Raw genomic sequence first — 21,011 nt, 5'->3', positions numbered from 1 at the left:
AAAACTCACTGTCAGGAAAACGCCGCCTTCACCTGTTTCCACTGGGCAGAGAGGCGTTTATCCGACACCGGAAGCGCCGTGCGCAACTGCTGGGCAAACAACGAAACCCGGTATTCCTGCAGCATATAGCGGTAGTGAGCCACTTCCCCCTGCTGTTCCTGACTCCATTCCAGCTGTTGTGAAGGCAACTCATCCAGCTTTTGTTGCAAGCCCTGTAACTGCAGGGTGTATTGGCGATCTTTGGCGGCATTGGTAGCGATTTTTTCCAGTCGTTGTTGCAATGCCTTGATATAGCGAGGGTATTGCTGCAGTAGTTCTCCACTCTGGTGTTGCAAAAAACCTTCGACAAACAGTTCATCCAGCTGTCCGTTAATATCCTCAACCGCATGAAACGCCGCCAAACCGGCTTTTTTGAGCATTTTGCGGATCGACGCCAGGGGTTCCAGTAGCGAGAGAACCATCTCCTCCAGCTCATTAGCCGTGGCGACAATATCACCACTCCCTTGGCTCAGCAGCGTTTCAAACTGCTCGCCGCTGCGGGGGGTGGGCTTGCCGGCAAACAGCGCCTGCTGATAGGCAGCAGCGCTGGCATCCACCGCCAGATCCTGGCGTTTGGGCAACCCCGCAGCCATCAATTTCAGGTCCGCCCCTTTGAACAGCTGCTTGTTGAGGTATTTGGCGGTTTGTGGGTGTTGCAGCAAAGCCAGACGCAAAACCCCGGCTGTGGTTCGGTTACGAGCCACTTCCGGGTGATCCAGCAATTTCAGCGACACGCTATCACCACAGTCCACCAGCGCTGGCCAGGCACGTACAGTGAGGTTACCGCTGCTGTGCTCGTACACTTCCGAAAGCTCACCAAAATCCCAACGGCGCAACTCAGTGCGTTCAAAATCTGGCGACGCGGTTTGCTGAATCGCACTCTGTACTTCACTGCGATAGTCACGTTGCAGGTGTTCAATATCTCGCGCCATAGCCAGCTGCTGGCCAGCATCGTCCAGCAAGCGAAAGTTCATGCGATAGTAGGCATCCAGTGCCTCCGGCTGCCAATCTGCGCCTTCCAGATCAACCCCGTAATGGCGCTTTAGCTGTTCCGCCAATGCGTCTGTTAGTGGACGATTGTCGGCCTTCATATCCCGCAGGGCTTTGTCCACTGCGTCTGGCACCGGGACAAACTGGCGACGTAGAGGCTTGGGCAGGGATTTGACCAGGGCGATGCATTTGTCCCGCAGAATCCCCGGTACCATCCACTCAAAACGGTATTTGGGAGCCTGGTGCAGCACCGCCAGAGGAATATCGGCGGTCACACCATCTTGCGGGTGGCCCGGTTCAAAGTGGTAATGCAGTCTGTAGGCAATGCCCTGCCATTCAATGCCATTGGGAAACTGTGCCTGGGAAGTATCGCTGACGGCCCGCTGCATCAGCAATTCGCGCTCCATGCACAACAGCTTTGGTTGTTTCTGCTCCGCCTGTTTGCGCCACTGTTCAAAGGCCACCAGATTGGTGATGTCTGCGGGCACACGCTGATCAAAGAAGTCGAATATCACCCGCTCCTCGGCGACGATATCCCGCCGCCGGGTGCGGGCTTCAAGCTGTTCCAGCTCTTCCAACAGTTGCTGGTTATGAGCCAGAAAAGTGCCTTTGCCACGGCGGTTTTTAGCGTAGCCCCCTTCCACCAGGCACCCCTGAATAAATACCTGACGGGACACCACAGGGTCGATATTGCCGTAGCGACAGCGTTTGCGCTCCACGATGGTGAGGCCATAGAGGGTCTGTTTTTCAAACGCCATCACCTCGCCACGACGGCTGTCGTAATGAGGCTCTGAGTAACTTTTGTTCACCAGGTGAGCGGCCAGCTGCGGCAGCCACTGGCTGTCGATGGCCGCCACCGTATGGGCGTAGAGTTTGCTGGTTTCCAACAGCTCGGCACACATCAGCCACTTGGGCTTCTTTTTGTAGACGCCCGAGCCGGGGAAAATCATAAATTTGCGGTTGCGGGTGCCCAGGTATTCGCGGCCTTCATGCAAGCGCGCCACCTGCCCCAACAGGCCGGTTAGCAAAGCACGGTGAATGGCATCCTGATTGTAATTCTGCGCAGCCAGCGGCTCGTCGTTTGCACCATCAGGCAAGCGAGCGCTGCTGTGGGGCAGCTTTAATTCCCGCACCACCTGGTGAAGTTGGTGGTGCAAATCGCGCCATTCACGCATGCGCAAGTAGGAAACAAAATTGGCTTTGCAGTATTTACTGAACTGGTTGCCCGACAAATCCTGGCGTTGCTGCTCCATGTGGTCCCACAGGTTTAGCAAGCTGACAAAGTCGGAACCCTTGTCACGCCAACGGGCGTGAGCCTGATCCGCTTGCTGTTGCTTGTCGGCGGGGCGCTCGCGCGGGTCTTGCAAACTCAAACCAGCGGTAATGATGAGCAATTCCCGCAAACAACTGCCCTCAGTTGCTGCCAGCAGCATGCGCCCCATGCGCGGATCAACCGGCAGGCGACACAGCTGTTTGCCAATGGCCGTTAACTGTTCTTTGTCATTGATGGCGCCCAGTTCTTTCAGCAAATTGAAACCATCGTTAATCAAGCGTTGATCTGGCGCGTCGACAAAATCGAAGTTGCGAATATCGCCAATGCGCAGATGCAACATCTGCAGTATCACCGCCGCCAAATTAGTGCGCACAATCTCCGGGTCGGTAAACTCCGCCCGACTTTGAAAATCTTCCTCGTCGTAGAGGCGAACACAAACCCCGTCACTCAAACGCCCGCAGCGTCCCTTGCGCTGGTTGGCACTGGCCTGTGATACCGGTTCCACCGGTAGCCGCTGCACCTTGGTACGGTAGCTGTAACGGCTGATGCGTGCGGTGCCGGGGTCAATCACATAACGAATACCCGGTACGGTAACGGAGGTTTCGGCGACATTGGTGGCCAGTACAACCCGTATGCCCCGACGATTACCCGCCTGAAAGACGCGGTTTTGCTCCGCCAGGCTGAGGCGCGCGTAAAGTGGCAATACCTCCAGTTGCGGCAACAGCCGTTGCGTGACCGCCCGGCGCAGCGTCAGTGCCAGTTCGCGAATATCCCGCTCGCCGCTGAGGAATACCAACACATCGCCCCGCTGAGGCAATGACAGCAATTCCTGCAGTGCGGTTGTTACCTGTTCTCCCAGTTCTTCATCGCCTTCCTGTGGCGGGCGATAGAGAACGTCTACCGGGTAAGTGCGGCCAGATACCTCGATAATCGGAGCACCATCAAAATGGCGAGAGAAACGCTCCACATCGATGGTGGCGGAGGTGATGATAATTTTCAGATCCGGGCGTTTGGGCAGTATTTGCTTCAGGTAGCCCAGCAGAAAATCAATGTTGAGGCTGCGTTCGTGAGCCTCGTCGATAATGATGGTGTCGTAGCGGTTGAGAAAACGATCGTTCTGAATCTCAGCCAGCAGAATGCCATCAGTCATCAGCTTGATAAAAGTGCTGTCGCCGCTTTGATCATTAAAGCGCACCTGATAGCCGACTTTGTCGCCCAGGGACGTTTTCAGCTCTTCGGCAATACGGCTGGCCACCGTTCGGGCAGCAATGCGACGGGGCTGGGTGTGGCCGATCAGCCCGCGTGTGCCACAGCCCACTTGCAGGCAAATTTTCGGCAGCTGGGTGGTTTTACCGGAACCGGTTTCACCGGCAATAATAACCACTTGATGCTCACGAATGGCGTTGGCTATTTCTTCCCGCCGGGCGGATACCGGCAGATCGGGATATTCAATGGCAGGTAACGCTGCTGTTCTTGCCGCTACCTGTTGTTGAGACTTTTCCACCAGCTCCAGCAAGCGCTGTAATTCTTTTTCCACCGGTTGCTTGCGCTTTAGTCGTTGCCGCACCCGTCCCAAACCAGCTAACAGGCGACCGCGATCAGATGACAGGCAGAGATCGAGCTGCTGGTAAAGTTTATTGATGGTGTTTTCAGGCATGACTTGCGGGGCTGGTAAAAGCCGGGGACTTTAGCATGAAATGGCAAGCCCGTAGGGTGGATTAGCCGCAGGCGTAATTCACCAGTAATTGCGGTATTCTATGGATTCGATTGGCGGCTTACGCCTGCGGCTAATCCGCCCTACAGGTTATCGTTGCCAATATTGGAAAGATGGCGGAGTTGATCCATACGATTGTGGGTAAGGTGTAACAAAGTCACCCCATAGTCTGTTTCCAGATAATAGATCAGGTGCTTTTCAAACGGGAAAACTCTTAATTTTTGTTCTTTGTAGGGAGGATAAATTTTGCCGAGTGTCGGCATTTCAGCAAGCAGTTGCGCCTGTTTTTCTAGTCCGTTCAGATATTTTTCAGCTTTTGCCACACCCCACTCCCCTGCGGTGTAGCCCAAAATCATATCGAGATCATCAATGGCCGATTGAGCATACTCAAACCTGGCCATTGAAATATTTCTTCCTCATGTCTTCATGAACCTCAAGCCCATCCCGGACACGGCCCGCTTGCACATCATCAAGTGCTTTATCAAGCCTCTGGTGCAAAAGTTGTTCACGAAGTGACTGGATACTCTCGTACTCATCCATGGACATCATCACAGCCACTGCCTGTCCGTTTTTGCTGATGCAAACGGGCTCTGATTGGGCTTTCATTACGACCTTGCCAAATGAATTTTTGGCGTCTACAGAATTGACTGTTTGCATAGTGCACCTGCCTTATTTTAATAAGGCCATAATAGCTCGAATGGCTTTATTGTCAATTAATTAGCAGAGATCAAGGGGCGCAGATCGGGCGGTGCCATCAGTGACCGCCGCCAGCAGGCATGCTGGCGACGAGCGTACATGGAAGTATTTACAGCGAGTCACAGATGGCGCCACCCGATCTACGCCTGGCACGCACTTTCAGGTTCGCAATTTCGCCCTCAAAACCTTCCCCACATTGGACTTGGGCAAGTCCTCGCAAAATTCAAATTGCTGAGGCACTTTGTAGCCGGTAAGTTGCTCCCGGCACCAGTCTTTGAGTTTGTCAGCAGTGAGTTCTGGATCGGTAATTACCGCAAACACTTTAATGGCCTCGCCGCTGTCATCATCAGGAATACCGATAGCGGCGCTTTCCTGTACATCCGGGTGGCTGTTGAGCACGTTTTCAATTTCATTGGGATAGACGTTAAAACCGGAGACAATGATCATATCCTTCATACGATCGAGGATACGCAGCAGGCCATTGTCATCGACGCTGGCAATATCACCGGTACGCAACCAGCCTTCGCCATCGAGGCACTCAGCAGTTTCCTCAGGGCTGTTCCAGTAGCCGCGCATCACCTGCGGCCCGCGTACCCACAGTTCACCACCTTCGTTGAGCGGCTGATCCATTCCCTCACTGACAATGCGCACTTCGGTTCCAGGCACCGCGACACCGATGGTACCCAGCACCTCATGTCCAGGGATATTTACCGACACCACCGGCGAGGTTTCCGTCAGGCCATAGCCTTCAGTGATGGTGCAGCCGGTCATTTGCTGCCACTGCTCGGCAACCACATCGGTCAGTGCCATGCCACCGGAAATGGTTAATTTCAGGGCGGAGCAATCCACTTTTGGAAAATCCTTGTGGCGCATCAATCCGGCAAACAAGGTATTCAAACCAAAGAAAATGCTGAAGCGGCTGTTGCGCAGCACTTTGATCATAGAGGGCAAATTGCGCGGGTCGGGTATCAGATGCACATGGCCACGAAGGTAGAGCATCAGCACCATACTGCCCATAAACGCGAAGATATGATACAGCGGCAGCGGCGCAATAATTATCTCTTTACCCACTTTCAGGCCGCCGCCTTTGAGGATGCCCAGAATCTGGATGGTATTGGCCATCATATTGCGGTGGGTTAGCTCCGCCCCCTTGGCCACACCCGTGGTGCCACCAGTGTATTGCAGCAGTGCCAGGGTTTCCGGCTGAATATCCACTTTTGTACGGGCTTGCTTGCCTCCTTGAGCCAGTGCTTTCAGCAGAGCAACCTCGTTGTCTTGGCGCGCCACTTTGCGCCCTTTACCCAGTAATTTGATGGCAGCCCCCATCAAAACGCCCTTGGCAGGCGGCAGCATATCCACTGCAGAGGTGGAAATAATCAAGCCCACGTCGGTTTTGGGCAATGCTTCCAGAGAGTTGTGTAGCAGACTGTCCAGCACTACCAGCGCACGGGCACCGGAATCCATCAGTTGCTTTTCCAGCTCTCTGGGCGTGTAGAGGGGGTTGGTATTGACCAACACCATTCCCGCTTTGAGGGCACCAAACACCACAACTGGATATTGCAGCAGGTTAGGCAGTTGTATCGCCAAACGGTCACCGGGCTTAAGCGCTGTGTGGTGTTGCAGGTAACTGGCAAAATTATCAGAGAGTTTATCCAGCTTGCGATAGCTGAGCGTGCCGCCCAGAGCACTGAAAGCCGGTGCCTTTGGCGCCGTTTTAACACCTTGTCGTAGCACCTCCACAATGGTGGCAGGAATGCGTTCCGGTAAGTTGGCGGGAATTTCAAAACGCTCCCGCGCTGCATCAATCGCTTGTTGTACAGACATAACTTGTACCGAGATAAATGTATTCTGATTATTTTTCGTTACCATAGCTCGCTTATAAGACCGACCACAACTGTAAAAATTTCACTAGGGTAAAAAACCATGGCAAATACCGATATCGATATCGCTCGCAAAGCAAATATGCAGCCCATTATGGAGATTGGCGCCAAGCTGGGAATTCCCGCTGAAAGCCTGGTGCCCTACGGCCATACCAAAGCCAAAATTGGCCTGGATTACATCAATTCGCTGAAAGAGCGCCCCGACGGCAAGCTGATTCTGGTCACCGCCATCAGCCCCACTCCCGCCGGAGAAGGCAAAACAACCACCACCATTGGTCTGGGCGATGCACTCAACCGTATCGGCAAAAATGCCAGTATTTGTATTCGCGAACCCAGCCTGGGCCCCTGCTTTGGCATGAAAGGCGGCGCCGCTGGCGGCGGCTACTCACAAGTGGTTCCCATGGAGGACATCAACCTCCACTTTACCGGCGATATGCACGCCATCGGTGCTGCCCACAACCTGTTGTCTGCACTGGTGGACAACTACATACACTGGGGCAACGACCTACGCCTGGACTTGCGCCGCGTCACCTGGCGCCGGGTGGTGGACATGAATGACCGCCAGTTGCGCCATGTGATGACCGGCGTGGGCGGCCCCGGCAATGGTTTCCCTATGGAAGGCGGTTTTGACATTACCGTTGCATCGGAAATTATGGCTATTTTCTGTCTGGCCACAGACCTGGAAGATCTGCAGCAGCGGCTGGGCAAAATCGTTGTCGGTTATACCCGCGACAAACAACCCATTACCGCTGCACAAATGTCAGCGCCCGGTGCCATGACCGCCCTGCTAAAAGACGCTTTGCAACCCAACCTGGTGCAAACCCTGGAAAACAACCCCGCCTTTATCCACGGTGGCCCGTTTGCCAATATCGCCCATGGTTGCAACAGCGCAATCGCCACCAAAACCGCTCTTAAACTATCGGATTACGTGGTGACGGAAGCGGGTTTTGGCGCTGATCTGGGGGCAGAAAAATTCTTCGACATCAAATGCCGCAAAGCCGGGCTGAAACCGGATGCTGCGGTTATTGTTGCCACTGTGCGCGCCCTGAAAATGCACGGCGGTGTGGCCAAAGATGACCTGGCTGGCGAAAACGTTGAAGCGGTACAGAAGGGTCTGAAAAACCTGGGCCGCCATATTCGCAATGTAGGCCAGTTTGGCGTACCCGTGGCGGTGTGCGTTAACCACTTCACCGGCGATAGCGATGCAGAAGTAGCAGCGATTGAAGAATATGTGGCGCGCAAAGGTGCCAAAGCCTACGTATCCAAACACTGGGCCGATGGCGGCGCTGGTGCTGAAGCATTGGCAAATGCTGTTGTCGAAATGACCGAAAACAGCCAGTCCCAGTTCCGTACCCTGTACGATGACGACATGACCTTATGGGAGAAAACCCGTCATATCGCCCGTTCCATCTACGGTGCCGACGACATCACCGCCGACAAGAAAATTCGTGACCAGTACAAGCAGTACCAGGAAGCAGGCTACGGCCACTTCCCCATCTGTATGGCAAAAACCCAATACAGTTTTTCCACCGATCCCAAACTGATGGGCGCTCCCAGCAACCACGTAGTGCCGATACGGGAACTGGCGCTGTCAGCCGGTGCGGAATTCCTGGTGGCCATTTGTGGTGATATCATGCGCATGCCCGGCCTGCCACGGGTACCCGCAGCGAATAATATTTTCGTCAATGACAGCGGAGAGATTGAGGGATTGTTTTAAGAAGCTGCGAGCGACGAGCTTCTGGCTACGAGCAGATCGGGCGTAATTGTCATATCCTGAGCACAGAGATTCTTCGCTGTGCTCAGAATGACAAGCAGCCACCAGACAGGGAATAGAAATGGAAGAAAAAGAAAATATTTATAAAGCGCCGGAAGCGGAGTTGGTTGACGAAGGTGCACTGGTATCTGGGGGCGTCGAACTGGCATCGCGTTGGAGTCGTCTAGCAGCGAGTATTTTGGACTCCATTATTCTTATAGCCTTAGTCTTTGTAATCGTTTTCGTAGCCTCATCATTTGGTGGTGATTGGGTTTTAACCGCTTTTGAGGAAGAAAGTCTGATAAACAATATTATTGCAGTTTTAATTGGCATGGCCTGCTGGATGGGCTGTAATTTTTATTTAATGAAGACCAAAGGGCAAACAATTGGCAAGCTGGCACTGAAAATTCAAGTAGTCGACTTCGAATCCAGCAAAATACTGAAGCCAAGCCAGTCAGTAGGTATAAGGTTTTTTATACCTCAAACAATCGGTGCATTGTTTAACTTCTTTTTGGTAGTAGATGCCCTTTTTATTTTCCGGCAAGACAAACGCTGCGTGCATGATCTAATGGCAAAAACCAAAGTAGTGCAATACCAACCACCAGCGGTCGACTAACCCACGTCATCCCCGCGAAGGCGGGGATCCATTTCCAATAAATCCGGAAATGGTGGATTCCCGCCTTCGCGGGAATGACGGTTTTTTTTACCCGTCGCTCGCAGCCAGAAGCCCGCAACTGATTTAAACAATCCTCCGAAAAACCTCCCCTTTCTTAAACGCAATAAATTCCCCCGGCACCATTTTATTCCATTCCTCATTGGCCGTTAGCGGTTCGGTGGCTATTACGGTGCCAGCAGTTACCTGGGTATCTTTAAGTTTAAAATCCAATGTGATATCGGCGTCTTTCAGGGTTGCTTCGGCAAAGGGAGGCCGTCGGGTGTGCCAGCACAGTTTGGTAGAGCAGTAAGCATAGGTATAGCGGGAATCGCTGAATATCAAATTACAGACTCCCTGCTCGCGCAGCAAATCACACCATTCCTTGAGTTTTGTATGCAAGCGATTGGGACGTTTGGGAATCTCTGAAAACTCCTCATCGATCATTTTCATCAGCCAGCAAAAGGCGTGTTCAGAGTCAGTTGTGCCTACCGGCGTAAAACGCCCCAAGGGCCATTTTTTCACGCTTTTAAACTGACCATTGTGGGCAAATACCCAGTTGCGCCCCCACATCTCACGAATAAACGGGTGGGTGTTGGCCAGGCTCACCTTGCCCGCATTGGCCTGGCGAATATGGCCGATCACATTGCAGCTGCGAATGGGGTACGAGCAGACAAAGTCGGCAATTTTTGAACAGTGGCTGGGTTCCGGGTCGAGAAACGAACGCACCCCCAGGTTATCGTAAAAGGCGATCCCCCAACCATCACGATGCGGGCCTGCATCGCCACCGCGCTTCATCAACTCGGTAAAGCTGAAGCAAATATCAGTGGGTTGGTCGGTGGACATGCCCAACAATTCACACATGGTTTTGCCTATTAATCCGTAGATTAGGGTTGATAGTGGCCAACCGCTTCTTTTTTGGCTGGCGTATCTATGCCATTTTTCTGAATAGTACGGCAGATATCAATAACAAAATCCCCATACTTGTCTTCCACCACCTGCATCTCTTGCATGTGTTTCATCTGCTGGCGGAATTTGAGTTTTTTCCAGTCGTCGAGAATGGGAATATGCTCCAACTCTCCCGCTGCCCGGTGCAGGCTTTGATAGCGCTCCTCCGCCGCTACTGGCCCCAGTTGGTGCAGCAGGGCACTGAGGCGAATCACACACTCACTGATGCTCATTTGCTCTTCAATCATGGCGGCAGCAATTACTTGAATGCTATTGCGAATCTTGTCACTGCGTTCGCTAACCATCTGCTCTACTTCAGTGCGCCATTGGGCCCGTTGCCTGTCGCGACTGCGCAAGCGCAGCGCAAGGTGCAGTGCGTAGCCAGCCAGGCCAACAATAACAAGCGCAGCGATAATCCAAAAAATCGTTGTCATTTCTCTTCCGAAATTTGCAAATTTTCCGCTTCGTCCTGAGCTTTTTTCAGCGCTTCTTTGGCGATCTGTTTTTTCGCTTTGGCGCCCAGCACTTTGATGTCTTCGACACGCTTTATCAGATTGCCACGGCCACTGTGCAGCCGCTTGCTGGCGGTATCCCAGGCCAGTTGGCTGCGTTCCAGGTGTTTGCCCACGTCGTTAAACGCCTCAATCAGCAACACAAACTGGTCGTACAAACCACCCGCCTGTTTGGCAATTTTTTCCGCATTACGGTTCTGGTCTTCAAAGCGCCAGATATTGTGAATGGTACGCAAGGTGGCCAGCAGTGTGCTTGGGCTCACCAGAATAATGCCCTTGTCGTAGGCATCGCGAAACAAGCTGTGGTCATTTTCCAGAGCCACCATAAAAGCCGCTTCAATCGGCACAAAAATCAGCACAAAGTCCAGGGTGCGAATTTCTTCCAGCTGTTCGTAGCCCTTGCGCGACAAACCGGTAATATGGGCACGCAGGGAATTGATGTGGGCCTTGAGATGCTGCTGACGCTGGTCATCTTGTTCGGCACTGCAATAACGTTCGTAGTCGGTGAGCGACACTTTGGAATCGATCACGATATCGCGCTCATCCGGCAGGCGCACAATCACATCGGGCATTTTGCGCTTGCCGTCGTTGTCGGTGAACGACGCCTGAGTCTGGTATTCCCGACCCTGGCGCAAGCCGGATTCTTCCAGCAGCCGTTCCAGCACCACTTCACCCCAGTTGCCTTGCACCTTGCTTTCGCCTTTCAAAGCGTTGGTGAGGTTTTCCGCCCCCTGGCTGATCTGCTGTGCCTGTTTCTGTAGTTCGGTAATCTGGCCTACCAGGCGATTGCGGTCGGCGTTTTCCTTGTCGTAAACGTCCTCTACCTTTTTGCGAAAGCTCTTTAGTTCCTCACGCACCGGCCCCAGGCTGTGTTCCAGGGTCTGTTTGCTCTGCAGGGAAAACTTCTCCTGCTTGGCATCAAAGATGCGGTTGGCAAGGTTTTCAAACTCCTGGCCCAGTGACTGACGCGCCGCTTTTAACTCCGCCAGACGCTCCTCGTAACGCGTGGCGTTGGCCTGCAAGCGTTCCTGCAGTGCGGCAATCTCCACCGCTGCTGCCTGCTCGGCCCGGTTGGCTTTGTGGCGAGCGCTCAAATACCCGGCCAGCACACCCACAACCAGTGCCAGCAGAGATATAATCAGCCAATCAATTTCAATGGATTCAATCATGCCGGCATTCTACCAGCCTGACCGAGGCAACGGGTACCGATGAGCGCACCCAAAATCCTGGTTTTCGATTCCGGCGTCGGCGGCCTCAGCATTCTAGCGGAACTGCGCCACACCCTGCCTAAATGCCAACTGGTTTTCGCCTGTGATAATGCCGCGTTCCCTTACGGAACCAAGCCTGAGATAAACCTGATTGAGCGGGTGGAAATGGCCTTGAGCGCGCTAATTCACCGACTTGATCCAGACATTATCGTGGTAGCCTGCAACAGCGCCAGCACCCTGGTGCTGCCGAGAATTCGCGCAAACTTCCAGCGCCCAATCGTAGGGGTGGTGCCAGCAATCAAACCTGCCGCTATGCTAAGCACCAGCAAATGCATCGGCTTACTGGCCACACCGGGCACTGTGCAAAGGCCATACACACAAAAGCTGATCGACGACTTTGCCAGCCACTGCCAGGTTGTGGCTGTGGGCTCCGCAGAACTGGTGGAATTGGCAGAGCAAAAACTGCGCGGTGAAACACCAGATAACAACGCGTTAAAAACTATTCTGGCGCCTTTTTTAGCAGAGCCACGTCTGGACACCATCGTACTGGCCTGCACTCACTTTCCGTTGCTGCGGGAAGAATTGAGCAAAGCGGCAGAACGGCATATTAAATGGGTAGACTCCGGCGCAGCCATCGCCCGCCGGGTACTGTCGTTACTGGGGCAGTTACCCGATGAATTGCCACCACAACCACACAGCCTGGCGCTGTTCACCGCGCCCCAACCAGCGGCATTGGTTGCCGGGTTGAAACAATATGGTTGTGTGGAAACGGACGTTGTCGAAATTTAAAGCCCTTAAACCGTTTTAATCGGATAAGTAAACTCCCACTCAGTAATCCCAAAACCCACCTCCGCCGGCACATGGGCCACGCCCTTGCCATCGCGAAATGACAACACCGGCTTCACCGGCTCAACCGTTTGCCGCGCAGCGTCTGCCAACACCTCATCGACCGAGCCAAAAGCCATCAGGCGGTGGGCATTCATCATGGTGGGAAACATCAGCAAAAATTCACCACTGTGGGCTTTTGCCACCAAATCCCTGGGGGTTATCCAGCGATGCTCCACCAGTTCGCTGCCATCCACCTGTGGCTGCTGACCTGTGGGCATGGCCACAGCAAAAAAACGGGTATCGAAACGCATGGCCATCTGATCTGGAGCAATCCAATGAGAAAAATAGACAAGAGAATCAGCCGATTCGATATCAATGGCAATTTCTTCCTGAGTTTCCCGCAGCGCATTCAAGCGAAAAGGCAGCAATTCATCCGCCATATCAATTTTTTCAGCTGTCTCAACATCTGCTTCCTCAAGAGCGCCACCGGGAAATACCCAAAAATTACCCGCCATACGCAGTTCGGGATTGCGGCGGGCCACCAATACCTGCAAACCATCGGCGGAGTCCCGCAGCAAAATCAAGCTGGCAGAAGGAATAGCGGGGACGGGTTTAAAATCTCTCATGGCTGTTGCCTGTAAATAGCGGATTCGCTTTGATGAGCTTATGGGTTGTGCGATTATTCGCTCTCACACACGGACTGTCCACAACACCCGATTAACTCCATGCTCAAGCCCCTGTTCGACATCCAACCACTGCTGGCCGACATAGAATCAGGAAGTCTGATCCTGACGCCTAATAATCGCCTCGCCAGCAAGATGCTGGACGCCTGGGGGCAACATCAGCAAAAACAGGGTAAGCAGGCATGGCGCGCGCCTAACATCTACGCCATTGAAAACTGGCTGAGCGAACAGTGGCAACAGCTGGTGGCCGCTGCCCATCCGCAGGCGGATTGTCTGGTGCTCAGCAACCCCCAGGAGCTGCTGTTGTGGGAACAGATCATCGCAGCCGATGATGAAAAGCCCCCGCTGCTCAACGCCACCGGTTTGGCCAAAAGTGCCCGTGACGCTCTGCAGAGCCTGCAGCTGTGGTGCATTGACGACGCCGAACTGGAACGCCACCCGGAACCGGGAATCAACCTGCTACTGCGCTGGCGCCAAACCCTGCAACAGCACTTGCAATCCCTCAACGCCATTACCGCCAACCAGCGTCTGGGCCGTTTGAAAACTGCTTACGCAGACGGCCAGCTGCAGCCCTGCCAGCGCATCCTGCTGGTGGATTTTCAAACCCTGGCGCCGCTGTACCGCCAATTGCTACAGGCAGCCGGTAGAGAATTGCGGGAATTTCAGTGGCCCGAAAACACCCAAGACCGCAGCCAACAAACCCGCTTTAACGACCCCCAGCAGGAACTGCAACAGGCCGCCGTCTGGGCACACGAAAAACTCACCACAGAACCTCACAGCCGGGTCGGCATTATAATTCCCGATCTACCCAGCCGCCGCCAACAGGTGGAGCGGGTATTTCGCCAGCAGTTTGAATCCGGCTACAGCCACCCCAACGTCCCCCGCTATACCGCCCCTTTCAACATCTCCACGGCAACCCCGCTGGGCAACACACCGCTGGTGGCCTCAGCCCTGCAACTGCTGAAGCTCAATCTGCCCCACCAACCCCTGGACGATTATTGCCAGCTGCTGAACTCGCCTTTTTGGGGAAACTGGCCAGAGGAAATCCCCCTGCGGGCGCAAGTGGAAAAACAGCTGAGAAGCTGGGCAAAAGCCGAACCCAGCGGGGTGGAATTTCGTGAGTGTTGGAATCAAGTGGCAAGCAGTTTGACGTTCGATGTTGGATGTTCGACGAAGGAAAATTCCGCAGAGGATTCAGACAGTGGCACCTCGTCCAACGTCCAACGTCCAACGTCCAACTTGTTAAACCAACTTGAAACCCTGCGCCGGGAAGCCCCAAAACGCGGCAAGCAAAGCCATTGGCGCACCCTGTTCTGCGCCCAGCTGGAAACCCTCGGTTGGCCCGGTAGCCGCGCCTTGGACAGCACCGAATTCCAGCAAATGGAGCACTGGCAACAACTGCTGGATCAGTACGCCTCACTGCAGCTAGTTTCCCCGGACATGAATTTGCCCCAAGCCTTGGGGCAACTGGAACAACTGGCCCAGAAAACCCCCTTCCAGGCCCAGACCGAAGATTCGCCGCTGCAAATTCTCGGCCTTTTGGAAGGGGCCGGGTTGCGCTTTGACCACCTGTGGATGATGGCCATGGACGACCGTCAGTGGCCGCCACCACCAGAACCCAACCCACTGCTGCCCATTGCTCTGCAACGCCAGCACAATATGCCCAGAGCCAGCGCTGAACGGGAATTAGAGCTGGCTCAAAAACTACTGGTTACCTACCAGAGCCGTGCCGCTAAGCTGTTGTTCAGCCACAGTCAATTCGATGGCGACGTCGCCCTGTCTGCCAGCGGGCTGATCGCCCATATTCCCAACGCAGTGTTCACCTCGCAGCAGCAACCAGCCAAAGAGCCCCAGATTGAGCTGGTCGCCCTGGAAAACCCACCTCCTCTGGATACCGCCAACACACCGGTACGCGGCGGCAGCGGCCTGCTAAAAGACCAGGCAGTGTGCCCGTTCAACGCCTTTGCCCGCTGGCGGCTGGGCGCTCTGGAGCCGATGGAACCCACAGTGGGATTGTCATCGGCAGAGCGCGGCATCATTCTCCACGACTTGCTGGACAGCATTTGGCAGCAATTGCAAAGCCAAAGTGCCCTGTTGGCCATGGAAAGCGAACAGCTCGATGAACTGATCCAGCACCACTGCCGCCCCATTCTGCGCCGCTGGCAACAACGCAAACCAGAGCTGGGGCAGCGCTACTTTGAACTGGAACAAGAGCGCCTGACCAAACTGTTGCACAAATGGCTGGATATGGAAAAACAGCGCCCCGATTTTACCGTAGTCGCCAGGGAAGCAGAGATTGAACAGACATTCGCCGACCTGCCGCTGACCCTGCGAATTGATCGCATCGACCGCAGCGACAATGACGAAACCCTGCTGATCGATTACAAAACAGGCAACGCCACCATCAACGGCTGGCTGGGAGAACGTCCCAGCGAACCCCAACTGCCCCTCTACGCCCTGTTACAGGACGAAGCTCCCAGCGCCATCAGCTTTGGCATTATCAATGCGGATAAACAGGCCATGGTGGGCCTCACCGACAACCCGGAACTGATTCCAAACTACAAACCACCCCGCCAACCACTGCCAGAAAGCTGGCAGGAACTACTAGAACAGTGGCACGATTCCCTAACCCAACTGGCCACCAGCTATCGAAATGGCGAAGCGGAAGTCACCCCATATCATCCACAGGCTTTTTATTATCAGGGTGAACTGTTACCACTGAACCGTTGGCCAGAGCAGGCGGAAATCAGTCGAAAATTGGAAAGCAAAACGTGATTTTTAATACCGTCATCGCGAAGGAGCGAAGCGACTGCGGCGATCTCCTGGCCAATACACCAAGGCTTGGAGATTGCCGCGTCGCTGCGCTCCTCGCAATGACGGCCTCAGACAGTGTCACAGCAAGCACTACCGGAACCACTCCTTCGGGGATCCACCCTAGATTACGAGGCGTGTTTGGGGTGGCTTTTCAAAACCGTCAGCAGCATGGATGCTGCTGTCGAGCCTACAGGGACGTATGCACGGCGTGTTTTGAAAAGCCACCCCGAACGCGCCAAATCACCGTACACAATAATGACTAGCCAACCCGCCGACCACCAACAGCGCCAACAAGCCCTCGACCCCAACCGTTCATTTGCGGTGGCGGCGCCCGCCGGTTCCGGCAAAACCGGCCTGCTCACCCAGCGGGTACTCACCTTGTTGGCGGGTTGCCAGCACCCGGAAGAAGTTCTCGCCATTACCTTTACTCGCAAAGCCGCCGCAGAAATGCGTCACCGCATTGTGGAAGCACTGCAATTGGCGCAATCACCCAGTGCACCGGATAACGGCTACCAGCGACAAACCTGGGAGCTGGCCCGCAAGGTGTTGGAAAAAGATGCCGAACACAACTGGCAACTGCTCACCGCCACCAGCCGACTGCGCATCCAGACCATCGACGGTCTGTGCCGCAACCTGGCGCGGCAGCTGGTACTGGAAAACGGCCTGGGCGAACTGCCCCAGCCCAGTGACAACCCTCAGGCGCTTTACCAAGAGGCTGTCCGCGAGTTACTGAAAGAACTGGAAAATTCGGCTCCTGAAAGCACGGCAAACGCCCTGGCTACCCTGCTGCGCCATCTGGACAACAACATGCCACGGCTGGAAAACCTGCTGTCCGGATTGCTGGCCAAACGCGAGCAGTGGCTCAGTCATATCCTCTCCGTGCGCGACGCCCGCCCCTACCTGGAACAACAACTGCAGCAAACCATTGCCGAAACCCTGCAGCAAGCACAGCAACAACTGCAGCCATACGCCAGTGAGCTGGCTCAATTACTGGACTACGCGGCCAATAATCTGGCCAACAGCAACCCGGACCACCCTCTGTGCCAGCTGCAAGGCATCTGCGAACTGCCACCGGCTGACAGCGACAATGGTTATATCTGGCAAGTGCTTCTGGGGCTGCTGTTCACCGCCAAAGGCGAATGGCGCAAAACCATCGATGTGCGCAGTGGCTTCCCGGCTGGCAAAGGCGAACCCAAAGAGCGCAAGGAACAACTGCTGGCACTGATTGGCGAACTACAGCAGCAGGATGGCCTGCTGGAAACCCTGCAAGACATACTCACCCTGCCTTACCCCCACTACCCGCAAAAGCAATGGCAAGTGCTGCAGGCGCTCACCGAGCTGTTGCCACAACTGAGCGCCCGCCTGAGCCTGGTGTTTTTGCGCAACAACGCCTGCGACTTTACCGAAATCACCCTGGCCGCACTGCGTGCATTGGGTACAGAAGACAACCCCAGCGATACCGCCCTGCGCCTGGACTACCGCATTCGCCATATTCTGGTGGACGAATTTCAGGATACTTCCAGCAGCCAGATGCAACTGCTGCGCCGCCTTACCGCTGGCTGGCAACAGGATGATGGGCGAAGTCTGTTTATCGTCGGCGACGGCATGCAATCCCTGTACGGATTCCGCAGTGCCAACGTGGGCCTGTTTCTGGAAGCCCGACGCCATCCCATTGGCGATATTCAGCTGCAACCTTTGGACCTGAGCGTCAACTTCCGTTCCCAAAACAACCTGGTGGAATGGGTCAACCAGCTGTTTCGCCGCGCCTTCCCCCAGCGGGACGACATCGGTCGCGGTGCGGTGCGCTACAGCGATGCGGTGGGGTTTAAAGAATCACTACCGGGGGATGCAGTCACCATCGACGCCATTGTCGACGCCGACAGCCGACAGCAGGAAGCACAGCTGGTGGTTGAGAAAATCCACAGCGCCCAAAGCGCAGACCCAAACGGCTCCATCGCCGTACTGGTGCGCGGCCGCAGCCATTTGCGGGATATCCTGCCCGCGCTCTACCAGGCGGGGTTGACCTGGCAGGCCATCGACATCGAACCGCTGGCCACCAAAATGGCGGTGATTGACGTTCACAGCCTCACCAAAGCACTGCTGTCACCGGCAGACCGCATTGCCTGGCTGGCAATTCTGCGCGCCCCCTGGTGTGGCCTTCAGCTGGCAGATATTGAGTGCCTGGCCACAGAAACCTGCGACGCCAACCCCATCACCCAAGGGGAGTACTTCCCGCTGCTGCTGGGCCAACTGATGCACTGGCAGCACTTGCAGGGGCTATCTGAGGAAGGCCGCGACATACTCAGCCGTACAGTGCCGCCCTTACTGGCAGGCTTGCAACAGCGTGGCCGCAAACCCCTGCGCACCTGGCTGGAAGGGATTTGGCTGGCTCTGGGTGGGCCTGCGGCTCTGCTGGATAGCGGTGACCTGCAACATGTGCGCCGCTACTTCGACTTGCTGGAAGAACACAGCGGCGAAGGCGAAGTGCAAGACTGGCAGGCCTTTACACAAGCCGTAGACAACTTGTACGCCACACCACCAGCCACCAGCAGCGCGCAATTGCAGCTGATGACCATACACAAATCCAAGGGGCTGGAATTCGACACCGTGATTATTCCCGGCCTCGACAAAGCCACCGCCGGTAACGACACCGAAATGCTGTTGTGGCGCGAGCGCATTGACCACAGCGGCCAGCCGCAATTGCTTTTGGGGCCACTGCAGGCCAGCGGCGACAGCGACGACTTGCTGTTTGAACACTTGAAGCAGGAAGCCAAACTGAAAACCCGCCTGGAAAATGCCCGAGTGATCTACGTGGGCGCCACTCGCGCCATCAAGCACCTGCATTTGCTGTTCCACCTGAAAAGCAATCCTAAAGAAGGCTACAAAGCACCGGCCATTAATAGTCTGCTGGCACCGCTTTGGATGGCACTGGAGCCTGAGCTGGAACAGTCCGTGCAACTGCATCACGTAGAACAGGCCGCAGAAGAATCACCTACTCCCAGCCTTACCCATTTCAGCCGCCTGCCTCCCGGCTGGCAGCCTGAGCAACATCACAACGACTCCATGCTGGCGGCTTACCGAGGCCGCGCTGAAGGCTATGAAGCGGATCCTGAAACGGAACAACCAGACCCCAGCGCCCGCCATGTGGGCACCGTGCTGCATCGCACCCTGCAACAGGTAGCGACAGAAGGTACAGCGCAGTGGAATCAGGCACGCATTGAGCAACAACAGGGATTCTGGCGAGTGCAACTGCAACAACTGGGGGTACCGCAAGATGCACTGCCTGCCGCCATCGACCAGTTGAGCGCCGCCCTCAACAACACCCTGGCTGACGACCGCGGCCAGTGGATACTCAATAACCGCCACCAGGACAACCAGTGCGAACTGGCACTGGGCTACAACGCCAACAACAACCACAAGATGGCAGTGGTGGACCGCACCTTTATTGCCGATGGCGAACGCTGGATTGTGGACTACAAAAGCGCGCAACCGGCTGGCGGGCAGGATCTAAATGACTTTAGCCAACAGCAGATAAGTCATTACCAGGCGCAACTGCAGCACTACGGCAAGTTGTTTGCGGCCATGGAAAACCTGCCCGTGCGTCTGGCGCTGTACTTCCCGCTGGTACCCTATTGGGTAGAAGTACCATTTGGCACTACCAACCCGTAGGGTGGATTAGCGTCAGCGTAATCCACCAGATTGTTGCATCGACAAAGTTTGCGGTGGATTACGCTGCTTCGCAGCTAATCCACCCTACATCTGCGTTAGCAATGACAGCCTCAAGAGACACAATTAATATAGGCATCAAAAAATTCCAGTATCATAAATTTTAGCTATTTCCCTGCAGCCCGCAGTCTCCCTAGTATTGCCTGCTTATTTTGAAATTACCTGCACCAACGGATGTAAAAAAGACATGTCGCCACAGCTGTTAGACAACCTGCGTATTGCCTCACAAGAGACCCTGATCACCCCCCGGCAACTGAAAGAGCAACTACCGCTCAGCGACGCCGCTGCTGCCGTGGTGAGCAAAGGCCGCCAGGACATTCAGAATATACTCGACCGCAAGGATCACCGCATGATGGTGGTGGTTGGCCCCTGCTCCATCCACGACGTGGATGCGGCCATGGAATACGCCCAACGCCTGAAAGAACTGGCCGCCAAAGTGGACGACACCCTGCTGCTGGTGATGCGTGTGTACTTTGAAAAGCCCCGCACCACCGTGGGCTGGAAAGGCCTGATCAACGACCCTTACCTGGACGACTCGTTCAAGATTCAGGACGGACTGGGCATTGGCCGCAAGCTGTTGATGGATGTATCCGAAATGGGCCTGCCCACCTCGACAGAAGCACTGGACCCTATCTCCCCCCAGTACATGCAGGATTTGATCAGCTGGTCCGCCATTGGCGCCCGCACCACGGAATCGCAAACTCACCGGGAAATGGCCAGTGGCCTGTCTTCCGCCGTAGGCTTTAAGAACGGCACCGACGGTGGCCTGGAAATCGCCATCCACGCCATTCAGTCGTCGTCCAAACCACACCGCTTTTTGGGCATCAACGGCCAGGGCCAGGTGGCGATTATCGAAACCGCCGGCAACCCCTACGGCCACGTTGTGCTGCGCGGCGGCAATGGCAAGCCCAACTACGACTCGGTGAGCGTATCCATGTGCGAGCGAGAACTTCTGCAAGCAGGCGTTACCCCCAACATCATGGTGGATTGCAGCCACGCCAACTCCAACAAGAACCATGAGTTGCAGCCACTGGTGATCGACAATGTCGCTAACCAGATCGCCGAAGGCAACAGCTCCATCATCGGCATTATGGTGGAAAGCCACCTGCACGAAGGCAACCAAAAAGCCGGCCCGGATATGGCCTACGGCGTTTCCATTACCGACAAGTGCATTGGCTGGGAAACCACGGAAAAATCGCTGATGGATATGCGGGATAAGATTAAAGGTGCGCTGGCTGAGCGTAATAAAAACCAGTAGCCCTTGCATTTTAAAATCAAAAGTATCGTCATCCCTG

General features: G+C 55.0%; 14 protein-coding genes. 6 read left to right on the top strand and 8 right to left on the bottom strand.

The features are described 5' to 3' along the window. Positions 1–11: 11 nt before the first annotated feature. The 4 genes from hrpA to QSV34_RS02230 form a co-directional block, all read right to left on the bottom strand. Positions 12–3,959 (bottom strand): ATP-dependent RNA helicase HrpA, encoded by a 3,948-nt coding sequence (hrpA, locus tag QSV34_RS02245; protein ID WP_289151633.1) that lies wholly within the window; start codon positions 3,957–3,959, stop codon positions 12–14. A 140-nt stretch (positions 3,960–4,099) separates the two neighbouring features. Then, positions 4,100–4,417, bottom strand: a complete 318-nt coding sequence (locus QSV34_RS02240) for a type II toxin-antitoxin system RelE/ParE family toxin (RefSeq protein WP_289151631.1) — start codon at positions 4,415–4,417, stop codon at positions 4,100–4,102. After that, positions 4,404–4,673 (bottom strand): type II toxin-antitoxin system Phd/YefM family antitoxin, encoded by a 270-nt coding sequence (locus QSV34_RS02235; protein ID WP_289151629.1) that lies wholly within the window; start codon positions 4,671–4,673, stop codon positions 4,404–4,406. The genes QSV34_RS02240 and QSV34_RS02235 overlap by 14 nt, the downstream gene beginning before the upstream one ends. A gap of 198 nt (positions 4,674–4,871) precedes the next feature. Further along, the gene (locus QSV34_RS02230) at positions 4,872–6,536 is read right to left on the bottom strand and encodes an AMP-binding protein (RefSeq protein ID WP_289151627.1); all 1,665 of its coding nucleotides are present in this window, start codon (positions 6,534–6,536) and stop codon (positions 4,872–4,874) included. A gap of 99 nt (positions 6,537–6,635) precedes the next feature. On the opposite strand from QSV34_RS02230, the gene QSV34_RS02225 reads away from it, so the two are divergent. Further along, positions 6,636–8,309 carry a formate--tetrahydrofolate ligase gene (locus tag QSV34_RS02225; protein ID WP_289151625.1) on the top strand — a complete coding sequence of 558 codons (1,674 nt, stop codon included), beginning with the start codon at positions 6,636–6,638 and terminating at the stop codon, positions 8,307–8,309. Between the two features lie 118 nt (positions 8,310–8,427). Continuing rightward, on the top strand, positions 8,428–8,961 hold the full coding sequence (locus tag QSV34_RS02220; protein WP_289151623.1) for an RDD family protein: 534 nt from the start codon (positions 8,428–8,430) through the stop codon (positions 8,959–8,961). Positions 8,962–9,084: 123 nt separating this feature from the next. Here the strand turns inward: QSV34_RS02220 and QSV34_RS02215 are convergent, their stop codons facing one another. From QSV34_RS02215 to QSV34_RS02205, 3 genes are read right to left on the bottom strand one after another with little or no spacing between them, the layout of a single operon-like run. Then, positions 9,085–9,861 (bottom strand): class II glutamine amidotransferase, encoded by a 777-nt coding sequence (locus tag QSV34_RS02215; protein ID WP_289151622.1) that lies wholly within the window; start codon positions 9,859–9,861, stop codon positions 9,085–9,087. Positions 9,862–9,884: 23 nt separating this feature from the next. After that, positions 9,885–10,379 carry a DUF2489 domain-containing protein gene (locus QSV34_RS02210; RefSeq protein WP_289151620.1) on the bottom strand — a complete coding sequence of 165 codons (495 nt, stop codon included), beginning with the start codon at positions 10,377–10,379 and terminating at the stop codon, positions 9,885–9,887. Beyond that, positions 10,376–11,626, bottom strand: coding sequence for a DNA recombination protein RmuC (locus tag QSV34_RS02205; protein WP_289151618.1), 1,251 nt, complete (start codon positions 11,624–11,626; stop codon positions 10,376–10,378). The genes QSV34_RS02210 and QSV34_RS02205 overlap by 4 nt, the downstream gene beginning before the upstream one ends. A gap of 39 nt (positions 11,627–11,665) precedes the next feature. Here QSV34_RS02205 and murI point away from each other — a divergent pair, with 39 nt between their 5' ends. Continuing rightward, a complete protein-coding gene (gene murI, locus QSV34_RS02200) occupies positions 11,666–12,454 on the top strand; it encodes a glutamate racemase (protein ID WP_289151616.1) in 789 nt (262 codons plus the stop codon). Between the two features lie 5 nt (positions 12,455–12,459). On the opposite strand, the gene QSV34_RS02195 is transcribed toward murI, so the two are convergent. After that, a complete protein-coding gene (locus QSV34_RS02195) occupies positions 12,460–13,119 on the bottom strand; it encodes an NUDIX hydrolase (protein ID WP_289151614.1) in 660 nt (219 codons plus the stop codon). 99 nt (positions 13,120–13,218) lie between these two features. On the opposite strand from QSV34_RS02195, the gene QSV34_RS02190 reads away from it, so the two are divergent. From QSV34_RS02190 to QSV34_RS02180, 3 genes are all read left to right on the top strand, one after another. Then, positions 13,219–15,951 carry a PD-(D/E)XK nuclease family protein gene (locus QSV34_RS02190; protein ID WP_289151612.1) on the top strand — a complete coding sequence of 911 codons (2,733 nt, stop codon included), beginning with the start codon at positions 13,219–13,221 and terminating at the stop codon, positions 15,949–15,951. A 294-nt stretch (positions 15,952–16,245) separates the two neighbouring features. Next, positions 16,246–19,659: a UvrD-helicase domain-containing protein gene (locus QSV34_RS02185; protein WP_289151610.1), complete on the top strand. Its 3,414-nt coding sequence runs from the start codon at positions 16,246–16,248 to the stop codon at positions 19,657–19,659. Positions 19,660–19,903: 244 nt separating this feature from the next. Next, on the top strand, positions 19,904–20,974 hold the full coding sequence (locus QSV34_RS02180) for a 3-deoxy-7-phosphoheptulonate synthase (protein ID WP_289151609.1): 1,071 nt from the start codon (positions 19,904–19,906) through the stop codon (positions 20,972–20,974). Positions 20,975–21,011: the final 37 nt, after the last annotated feature.

The sequence above is a fragment of the Porticoccus sp. W117 genome (assembly GCF_030341905.1).
Taxonomy (GTDB): domain Bacteria; phylum Pseudomonadota; class Gammaproteobacteria; order Pseudomonadales; family Porticoccaceae; genus SCSIO-12696.
Note: the sequence above shows the minus strand (reverse complement) of the source record. Positions and strands in the feature narration are given on the sequence as shown.